This is a genomic window from Zoogloea sp. (genome assembly GCF_041914405.1).
Lineage (GTDB): Bacteria > Pseudomonadota > Gammaproteobacteria > Burkholderiales > Rhodocyclaceae > Zoogloea.
Genome location: NZ_JAYSDK010000010.1, coordinates 17,813 through 34,803, shown reverse-complemented (window position 1 = coordinate 34,803; position 16,991 = coordinate 17,813). Strand labels below are relative to the sequence as shown.

General features: G+C 66.5%; 14 protein-coding genes. 9 read left to right on the top strand and 5 right to left on the bottom strand.

Annotated features, from left to right (window positions below; all coding sequences use genetic code 11):
• Positions 1–8 precede the first annotated feature (8 nt).
• The 3 genes from ACE3RX_RS08105 to ACE3RX_RS08095 all read left to right on the top strand — a co-directional run bounded on the left by ACE3RX_RS08105 (position 9) and on the right by ACE3RX_RS08095 (position 3,174).
• Positions 9–809: an ABC transporter ATP-binding protein gene (locus ACE3RX_RS08105; RefSeq protein WP_374482158.1), complete on the top strand. Its 801-nt coding sequence runs from the start codon at positions 9–11 to the stop codon at positions 807–809.
• A 139-nt stretch (positions 810–948) separates the two neighbouring features.
• Complete coding sequence (locus tag ACE3RX_RS08100; RefSeq protein ID WP_374482156.1) at positions 949–2,184, top strand: phenylacetate--CoA ligase family protein; 1,236 nt, start codon at positions 949–951, stop codon at positions 2,182–2,184.
• Positions 2,185–2,268: 84 nt separating this feature from the next.
• Entirely contained in the window at positions 2,269–3,174 is a 906-nt protein-coding gene (locus ACE3RX_RS08095) for an AEC family transporter (RefSeq protein WP_374482154.1), read from the top strand.
• A 42-nt stretch (positions 3,175–3,216) separates the two neighbouring features.
• Here the strand turns inward: ACE3RX_RS08095 and ACE3RX_RS08090 are convergent, their stop codons facing one another.
• From ACE3RX_RS08090 to ACE3RX_RS08075, 4 genes are all read right to left on the bottom strand, one after another.
• Entirely contained in the window at positions 3,217–3,636 is a 420-nt protein-coding gene (locus ACE3RX_RS08090; protein WP_374482152.1) for a PhaM family polyhydroxyalkanoate granule multifunctional regulatory protein, read from the bottom strand.
• 65 nt (positions 3,637–3,701) lie between these two features.
• On the bottom strand, positions 3,702–5,597 hold the full coding sequence (locus ACE3RX_RS08085) for an ATP-binding protein (RefSeq protein ID WP_374482150.1): 1,896 nt from the start codon (positions 5,595–5,597) through the stop codon (positions 3,702–3,704).
• Complete coding sequence (locus ACE3RX_RS08080) at positions 5,594–6,517, bottom strand: ABC transporter substrate-binding protein (RefSeq protein ID WP_374482148.1); 924 nt, start codon at positions 6,515–6,517, stop codon at positions 5,594–5,596. Before ACE3RX_RS08080 ends, ACE3RX_RS08085 begins: the two co-directional genes overlap by 4 nt.
• 6 nt (positions 6,518–6,523) lie before the next feature.
• The gene (locus ACE3RX_RS08075; RefSeq protein WP_374482146.1) at positions 6,524–8,584 is read right to left on the bottom strand and encodes a TonB-dependent receptor plug domain-containing protein; all 2,061 of its coding nucleotides are present in this window, start codon (positions 8,582–8,584) and stop codon (positions 6,524–6,526) included.
• Between the two features lie 109 nt (positions 8,585–8,693).
• Between ACE3RX_RS08075 and ACE3RX_RS08070 the strand changes: the two genes are divergently transcribed.
• The 5 genes from ACE3RX_RS08070 to ACE3RX_RS08050 all read left to right on the top strand — a co-directional run bounded on the left by ACE3RX_RS08070 (position 8,694) and on the right by ACE3RX_RS08050 (position 15,248).
• Positions 8,694–9,341 carry a response regulator transcription factor gene (locus ACE3RX_RS08070; protein WP_374482144.1) on the top strand — a complete coding sequence of 216 codons (648 nt, stop codon included), beginning with the start codon at positions 8,694–8,696 and terminating at the stop codon, positions 9,339–9,341.
• A 183-nt stretch (positions 9,342–9,524) separates the two neighbouring features.
• Positions 9,525–11,546, top strand: a complete 2,022-nt coding sequence (locus ACE3RX_RS08065; RefSeq protein WP_374482142.1) for a FeoB small GTPase domain-containing protein — start codon at positions 9,525–9,527, stop codon at positions 11,544–11,546.
• Between the two features lie 84 nt (positions 11,547–11,630).
• Positions 11,631–13,433: a bifunctional UDP-sugar hydrolase/5'-nucleotidase gene (locus ACE3RX_RS08060; protein ID WP_374482140.1), complete on the top strand. Its 1,803-nt coding sequence runs from the start codon at positions 11,631–11,633 to the stop codon at positions 13,431–13,433.
• A gap of 88 nt (positions 13,434–13,521) precedes the next feature.
• The gene (locus ACE3RX_RS08055) at positions 13,522–13,986 is read left to right on the top strand and encodes a hypothetical protein (RefSeq protein WP_374482138.1); all 465 of its coding nucleotides are present in this window, start codon (positions 13,522–13,524) and stop codon (positions 13,984–13,986) included.
• A gap of 53 nt (positions 13,987–14,039) precedes the next feature.
• On the top strand, positions 14,040–15,248 hold the full coding sequence (locus tag ACE3RX_RS08050) for a DUF2252 domain-containing protein (RefSeq protein ID WP_374482136.1): 1,209 nt from the start codon (positions 14,040–14,042) through the stop codon (positions 15,246–15,248).
• 79 nt (positions 15,249–15,327) lie between these two features.
• On the opposite strand, the gene ACE3RX_RS08045 is transcribed toward ACE3RX_RS08050, so the two are convergent.
• Positions 15,328–16,248 carry an AraC family transcriptional regulator N-terminal domain-containing protein gene (locus ACE3RX_RS08045; protein WP_374482134.1) on the bottom strand — a complete coding sequence of 307 codons (921 nt, stop codon included), beginning with the start codon at positions 16,246–16,248 and terminating at the stop codon, positions 15,328–15,330.
• A 276-nt stretch (positions 16,249–16,524) separates the two neighbouring features.
• Here ACE3RX_RS08045 and ACE3RX_RS08040 point away from each other — a divergent pair, with 276 nt between their 5' ends.
• Positions 16,525–16,983 carry a (2Fe-2S)-binding protein gene (locus ACE3RX_RS08040; protein ID WP_374482132.1) on the top strand — a complete coding sequence of 153 codons (459 nt, stop codon included), beginning with the start codon at positions 16,525–16,527 and terminating at the stop codon, positions 16,981–16,983.
• The last annotated feature ends 8 nt before the right edge of the window (positions 16,984–16,991 follow it).

Sequence of the window (16,991 nt, the reverse complement as noted above, 5' to 3'; positions counted from 1 at the left end):
GGCCCCCCATGTCCTATCTCAGCCTCAACAACATCGAAGTCATCTACGACCACGTGATCCTGGTGCTCAAGGGCGTCTCGCTGGAGGTGCCCGAGGGCCGCATCGTCGCGCTGCTGGGGGCCAACGGCGCGGGCAAGAGCACTACGTTGAAGTCCATCTCCAACCTGCTGCGCGCCGAGCGGGGCGATGTGACCAAGGGCTCGATCGAGTTCAAGGGCGACCGCATCGACCGCATGACACCGGCAGAGCTGGTGCGGCGCGGGGTAATCCAGGTGATGGAGGGGCGCCACTGCTTCGGCCACCTGTCCATCGAAGAGAACCTGCTGACCGGTGCCTATACGCGCCGCCAGTCCCGCGCCGAGCTGCGCGACAGCCTGGAGCGGGTGTATAGCTACTTCCCGCGCCTCAAGACCCGGCGCAGTTCCCAGGCCGGCTACACGTCAGGTGGCGAGCAGCAGATGTGCGCCATCGGCCGCGCGCTGATGGCCCGGCCGGAGATGATCCTCCTCGACGAGCCGTCGATGGGCCTGGCGCCGCAGATCGTCGAGGAAATCTTCGAGATCGTGAAGGACCTCAACGGTAAGGAGAAGGTCAGCTTCCTGCTCGCCGAGCAGAACACCATGGTGGCGCTGCGCTATGCCGACTTCGGCTACATCCTGGAGAACGGCCGCGTCGTGATGGAGGGCGCGGCGGATGAACTGCGCAACAACGAGGACGTGAAGGAGTTCTACCTTGGTCTGTCCGCCGAGGGCCGCAAGAGTTTCCGCGACGTGAAGCACTACCGCCGGCGCAAGCGCTGGCTGTCGTGAGGGCCAGACGTTTCCGAAGGGGCTCGGTGGGGGCGAATGAATTCGCCCCCACGTGGTATGTCTCAAGGGTGTTGGTATGACAAAATCCTGAGCCCGCGCAGCCTGCGCGCCGCCGAACGCAAACATGCATGGAGCCACGATGAATTACCACGACACCCGTGAAATCCGCCCTCCTGCCGAACGGGAGCGGGACCTGCTGGCCGCGCTGCCGGCGCAGATCGCCCATGCCCGCGCCCATGCGCCGGCCTTGGGCGAGCTGTTGCGGGATGTGGATCCGACGTCGGTGACGAGCCGCGAGGTGCTGGCGAAACTGCCGGTGATCCGCAAGTCTGAGCTGGTCGCGCTGCAGCGCCGCGACCGCCCCTTCGGCGGTCTGGCGACGGTGGGCTGGGGCAAGCACTGTGCGCGGGTGTTCGCGTCGCCGGGGCCGATCTATGAGCCGGAGGGGGCGCGCAAGGATTACTGGCGCCTGGCGCGGGCCTTCTATGCGGCGGGCTTCCGCCCAGGTGACCTGGTGCACAACACTTTTTCCTACCACTTCACGCCGGCCGGCTCGATGATGGAGACGGCAGCTCACGCGCTGGGCTGCACGGTGTTCCCCGCCGGCGTAGGCCAGACCGAGATGCAGGTGGCGGCGATCGCCGATCTGCGCCCCGCCGGCTATGCCGGCACACCGTCTTTCCTGCGCATCATCCTCGACAAGGCCGACGAACTGGGCGTGTCGGTGACGAGCCTGCGGAAGGCCTTCGTGTCCGGCGAGGCCTTTCCGCCCAGCCTGCGGGATGCGCTGGCGGCCCGCGGTATCCAGGCCTACCAGGCTTATGCCACCGCCGACCTGGGCCTGATCGCCTACGAAACCCCTGCGCGGGACGGGCTGGTGCTCGACGAGGACGTCCTGCTCGAGATCGTGCGCCCGGGCACCGGCGATCCGGTGGCGCCCGGCGAGGTCGGGGAGGTGGTGGTGACCAGCTTCAGCCCGGAATATCCGCTGGTCCGCTTCGGCACCGGCGACCTGTCGGCGCTGCTGCCAGGCATCTCGCCCTGCGGCCGTACCAATACGCGCATCAAAGGCTGGCTGGGGCGGGCCGACCAGACCACCAAAGTGAAGGGCATGTTCGTCCATCCGGGCCAGGTGGCTGCTGTGCTCAAGCGCCACCCGGAGCTCGGCCGCGGACGGCTGGTGGTGGACAACCCGGCCCAGATCGACCGCATGATCCTGCACTGCGAGGCGGCGGGCACGCCGGACGGGCTCACCGAGGCCATCGCTGCTTCGTTGCGCGAACTCACCAAGCTGCGCGGCGAAGTGTGCTTCTGCGCACCGGGCAGCCTGCCCAACGACGGCAAGCTGATCGAGGATCTGCGCAGCTACGAGTAGCGAGCTGTTGGGGGCTTCGCCGTCACGACTTCTGGCACACTCCGCCGGATGCATGCCCTTCCGTGTTTCCGGTCCTGAACCGCGATGCAGAGCTTCCTGCTGCTGTTGCCCGATTTCGCTTTGATTGCCCTTGGCGCCGCTTTGCGGTGTTATGGTCGTTTTGGTGAGGGTTTCTGGCCGGGCGTTGAGCGCCTGGTGTATTTCGTGCTGTTTCCGGCGCTGCTCTTCAATGCGCTTGCCCGCGCGTCCGTCGAGCTGTCGGCGATGGCGCCGCTGTTCGCGGTCGGTCTGGCAACTCTGGCGAGTGGTTTTGCGCTGGCGCTGCTCGCCCGCCCACTGATGGGGCTGGGGCCGATGGCGTTCGCATCGCGGGTGCAGTGCGCCTACCGCTTCAACACCTATATCGGCATTGCAGTGGCAGGGAAGGTGGCCGGGGCGACCGGGGTGGCCACGATGGGGGCCCTGTGTGGGGCGATGGTGCCCTTTGCCAATATGGCGGCGGTCGGCCTGCTGGCCCACCACGGCCAGGGCCGGCTGTGGCGGGAGCTGGCGCGCAATCCGCTGATCCTCGCCACCGTGGCCGGGCTGCTGTTCAACCTGGCGGGCGGCGTGTTGCCGGCGCCGACGCTGCCTTTCTTGCAGCGCCTTGCCGATGCGGCGGTGACGCTGGGCCTGCTGGCGGTGGGAGCCGCCTTGCGCGGCGGCCGTCACGAGGGCGGCTGGCCTGGGCTGCTCTACTTATGTGGGCTGAAGCTGTTGGTGCTGCCGGCGATTGCCTGGGGGCTGGCTGGCTTGGTAGGGCTGGCGGGGGTGAGTTTCACCGTTGCAGTGTTGTTCGCCGCGTTGCCGACCGCATCGTCAGCCTACATCCTGGCGATGCGCATGGGCGGTGATGGATTGGGTGTGGCCTGGTTGATTTCCGCCACGACGGTGGCGGCTGCCGTCACGCTGACGGGCTGGCTTGCGGTGCTGACGCACTGGGGGCCTTAGCGCCCCCGGTGCGAGGGGCGCCGGGCGCCCCGCCGTCGAGTCTTACTTGCCGTCCTTGGCCTTGCTCTTCGCCGGCGAGGCCTGGGCCGGAGCAGCCTCGGCCTTGGCCTTAGCCTGTTCGGCGGCGTTCTGCATCAGGTTCCATGGCCACATGGAGCTGGCGAAGGGGTTGGGCTGGGAGGCTTCACCCTCGGGAGCCTTGCCGCCCTCGGCGGCCAGCTTGCTCATGGCCTGCATGGTGGCGATGGTGGCGCGCTGCATCTCGAGGCCCTGGGTCGCCATCTGAAGGGAGCTGAGGTTCATCTTGAGCCAGTTCTCGACGGCCTTCATGTCGGCGATGCGCTTGTCCAGCTCATCCACGTCCAGCGTCGGGGTGACCATCCCGGGCAGGCTGAAGCCCATCTTGCTCCACATGCTGCGCATGAACTCCATCGGGTCCTGCGCCTTGTTCTCGGTGCTCATCGTTCTCCCCCTATTTGGATATGTCATCGACGCAGGGATAGTAACCGATGCGTCGCAGGCCTGCATCAGGCTTGGGTTTTGCGCTGCAGCAGGGCGCGCAGCTTGGCTGGACGGACCGGCTTGTGGAGCAGCGGGATGCCGGCCTGCTGGGCCTCGCCGGCAACTTCCGTGGAAGTGTCGCCGCTCAGCAGGATGGCCGGAACGGGGCGGCTGAAATGGCCGCGCAGGTGGGTGACGATGGCCGGGCCGATGTGCTCCCGGCCGCTCTGGTAATCGCATACCAGTACGTCCGGCGGCGCTTGCCCAGCCAGCGTGGCGAGCAGCGCGTCGGGGCTGGTCGCGGCGCTGACCTGGCAGCCCCAGGACTCGAGCAGGCCGGTGGTACCGGCAAGGGCCAGTTCATCGTCGTCCACCAGCGCCACGTGGAGGCCCTGGAAGGAGTGGGGCGCTGGCGGTGCGTGGCGGTCGGACGCAGTCACCGGGGTGGCGAGCGGGAGCTCTATCGCGAACAAGGCGCCCTTGCCGGGCAGGGAGTGCAGTGACAGCGGGTGCTGCAGCAGATTGGTCAGGCGGCGGACGATCGCCAGGCCGAGGCCAAGCCCCTTGGCGCGGTTGCGCTCCGGGTTATCCAGCTGGACGAATTCCTGGAAGATCGCCTCCTGGGCTTCCGGTGCAATGCCGGGGCCGTTGTCGCGGACTTCGATGCGCACCCGCTGGCCGCGTCGGCGGGCTGCCAGGAGGATGGTACCGCGCGGGGCGTAGCGCAGCGCGTTGCTGATCAGGTTGTGCAGGATGCGTTCGAGGAGCAGGGGGTCACTCTCGACCCACAAAGGCGTTGGGCGCAGGCGCAGGCGCTGTTTGCGCACTTCCGCCTCGCGCCGGTAATCCACGTCGATGCGTTCGAAAAGGGGCTGCAGCGGAAAAGGCTTGATCTGGCGGTCGAGCACGCCGGCGTCGAGGCGCGAGATGTCGAGCAGGCTGTCGAGCAGGTTCTCCATGGTCTCGGCGGAGACGGCGATCTGCTCGACGAGGCGGCGGGTGTCGGGGGCGTGGGGCTTCTGGCCCAGTTCGGCGACGAACAGGCCGAGCGCGTGCATCGGCTGGCGCAGGTCGTGGCTGGCTGCGGCGAGGAAGCGGGTCTTGGCGCGGTTGCCCTGTTCGGCTTCTTCCTTCTTTTCTTTCAGCTCCGACGTGGCGGCGTCGATCTGGCGCTGCAGGTCTTCTTGCGAAGCGCCGAGCCGGTCGGCCATTTCGTTGACACCGGCGGCCAGGGTGCTGAGGGTCTTGCCTCCCTCCACCGGTACCCGTGCCGAGAAATTGCCCTGGCCGAAGCTGGCGACCGCGCTGGCGACGCGCAGGATGGGGCCGGAGATGCCGCGACTCATGCGCATGGCCAGCGCGACGCTGGCCAGCAGGACCGTCACCACCATCAGGAAGGCGTTGCGCAGCAGGCGGCTTTCCTCGGCACGCAGGGACTCGCGGCTCATCTCCACGAGCACTTCACCGTGGCGGGTTTCCTGGATGGCGGCGGAGGCCGTGGTGCTGTCCAGGAAGGGATCGTCGAGGCTGACTCCCGGCCCGGCCACGGGCTCGCGGAAGCGCAGCGGGGCGTTGTTCTCGTGGGGGACGAGATTCACCGCGGTCGTCTGGAGCGACCGGCTGCTGTCGGCGAGCACTTCCTGCTGGGGACTGAAGACCGCTACGCGGACCACGTCCTTCTCCTGCAGGATGGAGTTGGCGAGCTTGCGCAGGTTGTCCTGGTTGCCGGAAAAAACGCCGTATTCACTGGCCGCGGCGAGCTGGCGGGCCAGTGCCTTGCCGCGCTGGACGTGGGCTTCCTCGAGGTCAGACAGGCGGCTGGTGGTGAAATAGGCGATCAGCACCGTGGCCATTACCACGGTCGGCAGCATGGCGATCAGGATCGCGCGGGGGCGGATATCCCAGTCTTCAGGGCGGATCACTGGGTGTTCTCCCAGCGCTCCAGGCGCTCGCGCAGGGTGTTGGCGTCTTCCAGGTTGATGCCGAGGGAACGCGCCACGTAGGGGTTGGTGCCGACGTGGAAGTAGCGCGGGGCGCTGGCGGCCGGCAGGTTGCCGCTGGCGAGGGCGTGGCGGGCGGTTTCACCGGCCTGCTGGCCGATCTGCGCCGGCGTGCTGTACAGGGCCAGCAGCGCGCCGGCTTTGACGTAGGCGGGCGAGAAGCCGACCACCGGCGAGCGGTGGTGGTAGGCGGTGAGCAGGATGTTGGAGATCGTGCGGTTGTTGTAGAGGGCCGAGTCAGGGATGGCCAGCAGGATGGTCGGCTCGGCCAGCACGCGCTGCAGGGTCGGGTAAAGGTCGCTCTCGTCGCCGACCTGTTCGAGCACCGGGCGGAGGCGCCGTTCGCGGGCGTTGGCCTGCAGGCGCGCGCCCAGTTCGCTGCTTTCCCGGCCGACGATCAGTGCTACCCGCGACCAGTCGGGCAGGGCGAGGCGCAGCAGTTCGATCTGCCGGCCGGCTGGTTGGTCGATGAATACTGCGGACGTGCGTCGCCCGTCCTCGCCGCGCTGGGGCAGGCGGTCATAGGCGCTGCGCGGCAGCAGGGTGTGCAGCAGCAGGCTGCGCGGGGCGAGGCTGGCGATGGTCTGCGCGGCACGGGTGCCGAAGGTGACGATCAGTGCGCTGGCGTTGAGGGCGGCGCCGTCTTCGGCACGCAAGGGCGTGATGATGGTCTGGATGCGGTGGCCGGCGCTGCGCAGTTCGGACGAGACCGCGTCGGCGGCCTCGCTGAAGGCGCCGCCTTCCTCAGACAGGACCAGAGCCACCTGCGCCGCGTGGACGGGGAGGGCTGCGACCAGCAGGGCCGCACAGAGTGCGCAGAGGAAGAGTCGCAGGCGCCCCATCGAGGATCAGAATTCGAGTCCGAGGGTGCAGAACACCCGGCTGCCCCAGGCGGAGGTCCGCGGTGCATAGGTCTGATCCACGCCGTCGATGTTCTGGGCCGCGATCGCGATGTCGCCACGGGCCAGCGAGGGCGGCAGGCGGTGGGCCAGGCGTAGGTCCAGCTGGCGGTAGCTGGCGACCCGGTGGGCGCCGTCCTGATACCAGCTCATCGAGCCAATCCAGGTGTGGGTGGCGCTGATCTGCCAGCGCGGATGGAACTCCCACGCGCCGAACAGCGACGAGCTGTGCCTGGGGGCGGTGTATTCGACCCAGCCACTCGGGTTGGCGGCGGTGGCGGTGGAGGCGTCGCCGGGGCCGTCGATGCGCAGTTCGGTGTGCTGGGCCGACAGCCAGGTGGCCGGGGCCGGCCGCCAGGTGGCGCTGAGTTCGAGGCCGCGGATGTCAGCCCGCCCGCTGTTGGCGAAGTAGCGGGTGTTGTCGCGGGGCAGCAGGCCGATGGTGGAGTTCTCCAGCCGCATCTCGATCAGGTCGCGGGCCTGTTCGAGGAACAGGCGTGCGTCGAAGGTGGTGGCCAGCGGCCGCAGCTCGGCGAGATAGCCCAGCTCATACGTGGTGATCCGCTCGGCGCGCAGATCGGGGGATGGACGGAAGGTCTGGGAGATCGGCGTGCCGGTGGGGATCGTGAAGCGGGGCGTGGCGATGGGGGCGGAGTTCACGAAGATCATGCTGGATTTCTGCTCGAACGCCATGGGACTCCGATATGAACGGTTGGCGGCCAGCCGCCAGGTTTGCGCTTCCGTCATATGATAGTTGGCTGAGAGGCGAGGCGCCAGCGATGTGCCGGTGAGGGCGTTGTTCTCCAGCATGGCCCCTGCATTGAACAGCCAGCGCGGCGATGCCCGCCATTCGAGGGTGCCGAAAAGGTGGTTGACGGCCACCCGCATGGTCTCGTCGGTGTTGAAGCGCAGGGGGGCGTGGATCTGGTCCACGCGTGCGCCGGCGCCGAACATCGCGCGCAGGGTTTGACTCGGATGGGCGATGCGCTGGATTTCGATGTCGTCCCGGACTGCCTTGAAGCCGTAGTCGATCAGCAACGGGATGTTGATCGTGACCGGCAGGCGCGACTGGGCCGGGCGGATCGGCACGTTGGTGGTGAAGCTGTCCTGCCCTGACTCCTCCTGGTGGTAATAGGTGACGCTCAGCTCTTCGTCAGGGGCGGGCGCGTGGCGCCAGCGCAGCAGGCCGAAGCCGCTGCCGATGCTGCTGTCCCGCTCCGGGTCGGTGAGGTTGTTGTCTTTGCCGATGCCCAGTGCGTTGCGCGTCCAGCCGGCCTGGAACTCGAACTGGTCCACCCGGTTGGGCGCCCAGTCGGCACGCAGGGTCGCCAGTTCATAGCGGCGCCAGTCGTTGATGTCCGAGAAGCCCCGGTCATAGTTGCGGGCCACGCTGAGGCGCAGGTCCACGTCGCCCAGTTGCTGGCCGACGCGCACACCGATGTCATTGATGCCGTCGCTGCCGCCCCGGTAGCGCACACGGGTGCCGAGGGTTTCGGAGGGGGCGCGGGTGATGATGTTGGCGACGCCGAGGAAGGCGTTGCTGCCGTAGGCCGCCGAGTTGGAGCCGCGGAAGACCTCGATGCGCTCGATGTCGTCGATGTCCACGCCGAGCTGGTTCCATTCGACGCCGGCAATGAAGTACGGCGAGTACACCGAGCGTCCGTCCACCTGCACCAGCATGCGCCGTGGCGCTTCGTCGGACAGGCCGTGGTAGCTCACCAGAGGCTGGTTGCCGGTGTGCATGCCGACCTGGAAGCCGGGCACCACGCGGAACAGCTCATTGATGTTGCGGGCGCCGGAGGCCGCGATCATGGCCCGGTCGATGATCGTCACCGCCCCTGGCGCATCGGCCTGGGCCTGGGACAGGCGGCTGGCCGACAGGATGACCGGCAGGTCGTCCAGGTAGGCGGCTTCACTGGTCGCCGCAGCCGATGTGCCCGAAACGGGTATCCCGATTGCAGGCAACAGGAAAGTGATGAGGCGGCGGGCAGAAAACTGGAATATCGGCATGGTCGTCGTGCCGTTTCGGCCCGGAGGCCGGATTTTCTACGTTTTGTTGCACGCTGGGTAGGCTAAACTCGTTCGGATTGCGGACAGCCGTCCAATTTAACGATTTGTGATGATGCAAACACGCATATTGATTATTGAAGACCACGTGCTGGTGCGCGAGGCGATGGCCCTGACCCTCGCCCAGGTGGCGGAGGACGTGCACTGCGAACAGGCCAGCAACGCCACCGACGCGCTGGCCCTGCTGGAGGCCGATCCGAACTGCGACCTGCTGGTGGTTGACCTGATGCTGCCGGAGATCAACGGCTTCTCGCTGCTCGGCGTGATCGCCAAGCGTTTTCCCGACGTGCCGGCGCTGGTGGTATCAGCCCTCGATGACCGGGAGTCGGTGCAGCGGGCGATGAAGGCCGGGGCATCCGGCTTCGTCTCCAAGGCCAGCCCCAGCAATACGCTGATCGAGGCGGTGCGGACCATCCTGGCTGGCGGTGTGTTCACGCCGGATTCGGCCATCGGCGGCAATGACGGCAACCGCAACCGGCGCGCCAGCCAGGCCTTCGCAGAACGCTTCCAGCTGACCGCCGCCCAGGGGCGCGTGCTGGAGTTGGTGGCCCAGGGTAAGTCCAACCGGGATATCGCCGAATTCCTCGGGCTGTCGGAAGGGACGGTCAAGGTTCATGTGTCGGCGATCCTGCGCTCCCTCGGGGTGACCAGCCGGGCCCAGGCCCTGCTGATGATGACCCGCGCCGGCCTGCGCGTCTGAGCGCTGACGTGGGGCAAACCCCGGTGCCGGTGCTGCCGGGAATTCATTTGCGAACAATTCTTATTTGTACCTATAATCGGCGCAACTGATCTGCATTCGGCGGTTCCCGATGATTCGTACTCCAGGACAGCAGCGCACTCCGGCGGGGCCGGCCCGGTCCCCAGCCACGGGGAGGGCTTGCGCATGAACGCCGCTGCCCCCGCAGTTGCCACCATCGCCCTGCCGACCAAGCTGCTGCGCGGAGCCCGCCGGCCGCAGGTTGCGCTGGTCGGCCTGGCCCACACCGGCAAGAGCACGATTTTCCAGGCAGCCTCCAGCACTGCGGTCGAGTCCGGCCGGCTCGACGGCAGCGCTCTCGGTTTCGATGCCTGCCAGGTGAATGTCGGCCTGGAGCAGGCTTCCCTGGTGGATCTACCGCCGTTGCGCACGCTGCACGATCTCGACGACGCCGACCGCTTGCTGCTGATGGCACTGCTGCGCGGCGAACCGGGCCAAGGCGGCTTCAAGGCCCCCGACGTGTTGATCCAGGTGGTCGACGCCACCGCGCTGGAGCCCAACCTGGCGCTCGCCCAGGAGCTGTGCCAGCTCGGCAAGCCGCTGGTGATCGCCCTCAATCGCCTCGATGAAGCGCGCGAGCGCGGCATCTACATCAACGTGGAAGCCCTTTCCGCCGAACTCGGCGTTCCCGTCGTGCCCACCGTTGCGCACATGGGCAAGGGCATTACCACGCTGTTCGAAGCGGCGCTCAATGCGGTACGTAGCAAGACCTGCCCGCTGCCGCAACTGCCCGGGCCTCATCTGGTCAAGGCATTGGCCGGGCTCAATGCGATTCTCGATAAGCCGGAGGTCGAAGCGGCTTTTCCGGTGCCGCGTTCGCTGCTGCTGACTCAGCTCGCCAAGGACAACACCTACTTCACTGCCGAGATGGCGCGCCTGTTCCCGGGGCTGCTGCCGGCCATTGCGGAGGCTCGCGCCGAAGCCGCGCGGCATCTGCCGCGCCCGCTGGCCGAGGAACTGTTTGCCGACCGCCACTACCGCGCCGCGGCCCTGCATGAGCAGGTCACCCGCCTCGGCCACGCTGCTGAGAAGGCCGGCTGGAAGCGGGCGCTGGACCGGATCTTCCTGCATCCCCAGTGGGGCTTCATCGGCACGCTGGCGGTGTTCGCGCTGGTGCTGTTCATGGTCTTCGAGGTCAGCACGACCCTCGACTCGATCACTTCGGCACCGTTGGCGGCGTGGGTTGGCGAGTGGGAGCCGGATACCACCCTCGGCGTGGTCGGCCGGGCGGTTGCCGACGGCCTGGTCGGCCTGGTCGGTATCGTGGTGCCCTACATGCTGCCATTGGTGCTGCTGCTGGTGAGCCTGGAGGAGTCCGGCATCATGCACCGGGTCGCCTTCGTGGTGGACCGGGGCTTCCACCGCATCGGCCTGCACGGCGGTGTGGCGGTGCCCTTCCTGCTCGGGCTCGGTTGCAATGTACCGGCCCTGTCGGCGGTGGCAGCCACCTCGTCGGGGCGGGAACGTATCGTCGCGTCGCTGCTGATCACCTTCGTGCCGTGCTCGGCGCGCTCGGCCATCGTGCTGGCGATCGGCGGGAAATATCTGGGTTGGGAAGGGGTGCTTGGCATCTTCCTGCTGACCATGATGATCATCGCGGTGTCCGGCAAGCTGTTGACCCGTCGCTATGTGCAGGCCAGCCCGGGCATGATCCAGGCCATTCCGCCCTATGCTTTGCCCCAGTGGCGGCGCCTGCTGACGATCACTTGGGAGCGCACCAGCGACATCCTGACCATCGTCACGCCACTGCTGGTATTGGGGAGCGTGGTGCTGGCGCTGCTGGCCCACTTCGGTGCCGACGCGGTGGTCAACACGTTGCTGCTTCCCGTCACCCACTGGTGGCTCGGCCTGCCGGTGGCTCTCGGTGTGCCGATCCTGTTCGGTGTGCTGCGCAAGGAGCTGTCCCTGCTGATGGTCTACCAGGCCCTCGGCACCCAGGACATCGCGCCGCTGCTCGACTGGGTGCAGATCGCCACCTTCCTGGTCTTCCTGACCTTCTACGTGCCCTGCGTGTCCACCTTTGCAGTGATGCTGAAGACCATCGGCCGGCGTGATGCGTTGTTCTCCATCGGCCTGTCCGTGGCGCTGGCGCTGGGCATCGCCTTCCTGTGCCGGGTCGGCCTGGAAGCGGTGAACTGGCTGCTCTGAAAACCCGAAATAGGTTCTCTTAATCGGTAGGTCATATTCCTTCGGCAAGGTTACGGCTGACCCCTGACCTTCCGAGGAAGACCGATGCAATTCCCTGTCAAGAAACTGGCTGCCTGGCTGGCGGCCAGTTCCATGCTGGCGCTGGCGGCCTGTGGCGGCAGTTCCAGCAATCCACCCGATCCGGTCACCGTCAAGGTGATCGCCATGAACGATTTCCACGGCAACATCGAAGTGCCAGCCGCCAACAACGGTGGCTCCGTCGTGCTGAAGGATCCGGCCAATGCCGCCGGCACCACCGTCCGCACAGGCGGCGCGGCCTACCTGGCGACGCTGATCAAGCAGCTGAGAGCCAGCAACGCCAACACCATCGTCGTCGGCGCCGGCGACATGGTAGGCGCCTCGCCGGTCACGTCCACGCTGACTCACGACGAAGCCACCGTGGACATCCTCAATAAGATCGGCCTCGAAGTGACTTCGGTTGGCAATCACGAGTTCGACCACGGCAAGGGCGAGCTGCAGCGCCTGCAGAACGGCGGCTGCTACGTCGGCGGCACCGTCGGCAAGGACACCTGTATCAACGGCGGCGTTTTCCCGGGCGCCAGCTACAAGTGGCTGTCTGCCAACGTGGTGGATACCGCCAGCGGCAAGACCCTGTTCCCGGCGACCTATGTGAAGAAGTTCGGCAAGGCCTCGGTAGGCTTCATCGGTCTGACCCTGAAGGGCACGCCGGCAGTGGTGACTTCTACCGGCGTCGCCGGCCTGAACTTCCTCGACGAGGCGAGCACCATCAACAGCTATGCCGCCCAGCTCAAGAAGGACGGCGTCGATGCGGTGGTGGTGCTGATCCATCAGGGCGGCCAGACCACGGCGTCCACCCTCAACGACCAGAGCTGTCCGAACCTGTCAGGCGACATCCTTCCCGTCGTCGATGCCCTCGGCAAGGACGTGGATGTGGTGGTCAGTGGCCACACGCACCAGGAGTACGTCTGCAAGCGCAACGGCAAGCTGCTGACCTCCACCGGTTTCTACGGCAGCGCGGTCACCGACATCAACCTGACCATCGTGCCGGGCACGGGCGTCACCAGCGTGGCGGCTAACACCGTGCCGGTCATCAACGATCTCAACATCACGGCGCCGGCGGGTTACGCGATCCTTGCCAAGGATGCAGCCATCGACGCGGCGGTGCAGTCCTACGTCAGTCTCGCGGCCACGCTGAAGAACCAGGTGGTGGGCTCGATCACCGCCGACATCAAGCGGGCCCTGCTCTCCAATACCGCCACCCCCACCCGAGACGAAACCGCCGAAGGCCCGATGGGCGACGTGATGGCCGACGTGTACTTGTCGGGCGGGCCGCAGGCCGACATCGCCTTCATCAATCCGGGCGGCGTGCGTGCCGACCTGATCTACAAGAACGGCGGTGCTGTGACTTACGGTGATCTGCTCACCGTGGCGCCCTTCGGTAACACGCTGGCCACCGTGGATCTGACCGGCGCGCAGATCGTCCGCCTGCTGGAGCAGCAATGGGAAGCCCCCAACTGTTCCGCCAAGACCGGCGCCAACGGTTGCGGCCGCATGCTCCAGCCGAGCAGCACCTTCAGCTACACCTGGGATGCCTCCAAGCCGGCCGGTGCCGCGGTTGGCAGCGGCAATCGGGTGGTGGCTGGTTCCCTCAAGCTCAACGGCGTGGCGATGGACATGAGCAAGACCTACCGGGTCACCCTGAACAGCTTCATGGCCCCGGGGCCGGGCGACAACTTCTCGGTGGTCACCACCAGCGGCACCAACATCACCAGCAGTGGCGTCATCGACATCGACGCCTTCGTCGGTTTCATGAAGAAGAACCTCAACCTGGCGCCGCCGGCGCCGCGCGTCACCCGCCTGAATTAATAACAAGCATCTTGTGGAGCCGGCAGCGTACCGGCCTTTTCGACCGGGGCGGCGTTGTCGCCCCGGCTTGTTTTGAGGGAGTGATTCCGTGCTGAGACATTTGCTTGCCTTCCTGCTGGCACTAGGCTTGCCTGCTGCCATCGCCGGCGCCCCGGATCCTGCACTGCCGGGCAGGATTGCCGAGGCCGCGCTGGATGCCCAGGGTCGCTGCTACCGGTTGATCCACCATGACACCTTTGCCTACGAAGCCTGCCTGACGGGGCTGCTCGCCGAGGAGAAGAAGGCCGGGCCGCGACGCCTGGGCATCGAGTATTTCGGTTTCGTCGGCGCACTCAATTCGGCGCGCCTCGGCATGCGCGGCGCGCAGGACACTGCATCGGCCTTCCTGCAGCGCTTCCGTGCCACGCAGAAGAAGCTGCGCATCGATGACGCCAGTCTGTGCGCGACGGTGCCCGGCGACTGTGAGGTTCGCATCGCCCGTATGAAGCTGATGGAGAAATCGCCGTCTGTACGCCAGCCCCGCGAGATGCCCGACGACGGGCATCGCCACTAGGGGTGGCGGGCGTATGCTTGGCACGATTCGATGAACAGGAAGGTTATACGGATATGAGCGACGTCGTTGAACAGATCTTGGGCTTCAATGCCGGCCGCGATCCGGACCGCCTGGTGCTCAAGTACCGCAACATGCGGGCGAGCGCCTTCGTCTTCCTGCGCGGCACCTGCCACCTGTTCTACCGGCGCCTGCCGGATTCCCCGCTGTTTTCCAGCGCGCCGCCGGTGTGGAGCTGCGGCGACCTGCATCTGCAGAACTTCGGCAGCTACAAGGGCGACAACCGGCTGGTCTATTTCGATCTTAATGATTTCGATGAGTCCGCGCTGGCGCCGGCCAGCTGGGATCTGGTGCGCTTCCTGACCAGCCTGCAGATCGGCGCTGCGGCGATGGAGGTGAAGAAGAAGCAGGCCGGTGAACTGTGCGACGAATTCCTCGACGCCTATCGGGCCACGCTGGTTGCCGGCAAGGCCGGCTGGGTTGAGCGGGACACCGCCAGCGGCCTGGTCCGCCATCTCCTCGATGGCTTGCACGGGCGACTGCGCCCGGCCTTTTTGGACGGCCGGACGGAGCTCAAGGGCAAGCGTCGCCACCTGCGCCTGGATAACGGCAAGGCGCTGCCGGTTACCGACAAGCAGCGCGACAAGGTAACGAAACTGATCGGTGAACTGGCCGAGTCCCAGGCCGATCCGCACTTCTACGAGGTCCTCGACGTGGCCCGGCGGATTGCCGGAAACGGCAGCCTGGGTGTGGATCGCTTCGTGATCCTGGTCCGCGGCAAGGGCTCGCCGGACGGCAACTACCTGGTTGATCTGAAGGAGGCGCTGCCCTCGTCGCTGGTGCCTTATCTGAAGACGCCGCAACCGGCCTGGAAATCCGAGGCGGCGCGGGTCGTGACGGTGCAACGGCGCATGCAGGCGGTGTCGATGGCCTTCCTGCAGCCAGTCAAAATGGGCAAGCGCTCCTACATCCTGCGTGGCCTGCAGCCGACCGAGGACCGGGTGGTGCTTGAAGAGTCCCGCTCCGGGTTCGATGCGATCCGCGGCGTCGTCGGTACGATGGGCGCCATCGTCGCCAGTGCCCAATTGCGCAGCAGTGGGCGCAGCGGCTCGGCGATTGCCGATGCGCTTATCGATTTCGGCGCCGGCAAGTGGCGCAAGGCACTGCTGGCCGCCGCCGACGAATGCAGTGACCGGCTGCGCAAGGACTGGAAGACGTACTGTGAAGCCTATGATGACGGGGCGTTTCCTGTAGGGGCGGATTGATTCACCCCTGTGCGTAGTCCTCCTCCGTTCCAGGTGGCCGTGGGGGCGAATGAATTCGCCCCCACAGACCCCGGTGGATTCAGCGCATCCGCGCGATGTCCCGCAGCGGTGGGGCGCCGAACAGGCGGCGGTATTCGCGGCTGAACTGGGACGGGCTCTCGTAACCGACGCGGCGCGCCACGGTGGCGGCGTCGATAGCCTCGGTGAGCATCATCTTGCGGGCTTCCTGCAGGCGAATCTGCTTCTGGTACTGCAGCGGACTCATCGCAGTGAGTGCCTTGAAGTGGTGGTGCAGGGACGATTTGCTCATGTTGACCGCGTCGGCCAGCGCGTCGATGGATAGAGGCTGGTCGAAGTTGCCCTTGATCCAGTCGATGGCGCGGGCGGTGCGGTGGCCCTGGCTGTCGGTGGCGGCGATGCTGCGCAGGCGCTGGCCCTGGGCGCCGGTGAGCAGGCGGTAGAGCAGTTCCTGTTCGCGCAGCGGGGCCAGCACCGGGATGTCGTCCGGCGTGTCGAGCAGGCGTACCAGGCGCAGGAAGGCGTCCATCACCGGCGTGGTGAGCGGGCTGACGCCGAGGCCGAGCGCGCCGGCCCCCGGCGGCAGCGGTGCCAGCTGCATGGTGCCGGCCAGCTCGGCGATCTTGCGGGGGTCCATGTCGAACACCGCGCACAGATAGGGACGTTCGGGTGAGGCTTCGGTGATCTGGCCGATCACCGGCAGATCCACCGAGGTGATCAGGTAATGCTGGCTGTCGTACTGGAAGGCTTCGTCGGCAAGGCTCAGGCGCTTGGTGCCCTGGGCCGCCACCGCCAGCACGGAGCGATAGACAGCGCAGATGGGTGTGCTGGTGCTGGAGGCCCGGAATAGGCTGAGTCCCTCGATCGGTGTCGGATTGGGGCCGTCCATGGTGCAATATCGTTCAATCAACCCGGCCAGTTCGAGACGCGCAGCGTCGAGTGCAAAGGGTGCCGCTTGAGTGGAAACGCCTGATTCGGTCATGGTTTGGTCCTCCTGCCCAGGATGCCGAGGGTATCGTCTTACGCGAGGGTGTGCAGCTGTTGAGACACTATTCTGGAGGATTAGGCAAAAATCTCACAGGATCCTGCAATGCCTTCCGGATGAGGCTGGGCTACATTTTGGTCCATGGTGGCGGGACTCCCGATGAACTTGGAGGCGAATTTATTCGCCCTCGCCATGTCAATCGAGGCCTGTAGGCGAATCCGTTCGCCCTCATCCTGAACACAGAACAATCCGGCAACCCCACGGAGATAGACCATGATCCAGCTCAATGTGAACGGCAAGCCCCAGCGCGCCGATGTCGACCCCGACACCCCGCTGTTGTGGACACTGCGCGATTCGCTCCTCCTCACCGGCACCAAGTTTGGCTGCGGCGCCGGCCTGTGCGGCGCCTGTACCGTACATGTGGATGGTCAGCCGACCCGCTCCTGCATCACGCCGGTGTCCAGCGTGGCAGGCAAGAAGATCACCACCATCGAGGCCGTCGACAACTCCCGCGTCGGCAAGGCGGTGCAGGAGGCCTGGCGCAAGCTCGACGTGGTGCAGTGCGGTTACTGCCAGTCCGGCCAGATCATGAGCGCCGTGGGCCTGCTGAAGACCAAGAAGAACCCCACCGACGCCGACATTGACGCTGCGATGGCCGGCAACCTGTGCCGCTGCGCCACCTACGTGCGGATCCGCGCGGCCATCCATGAAGCCGCCAAGGCGCTGGCCTGAGGAGAGAC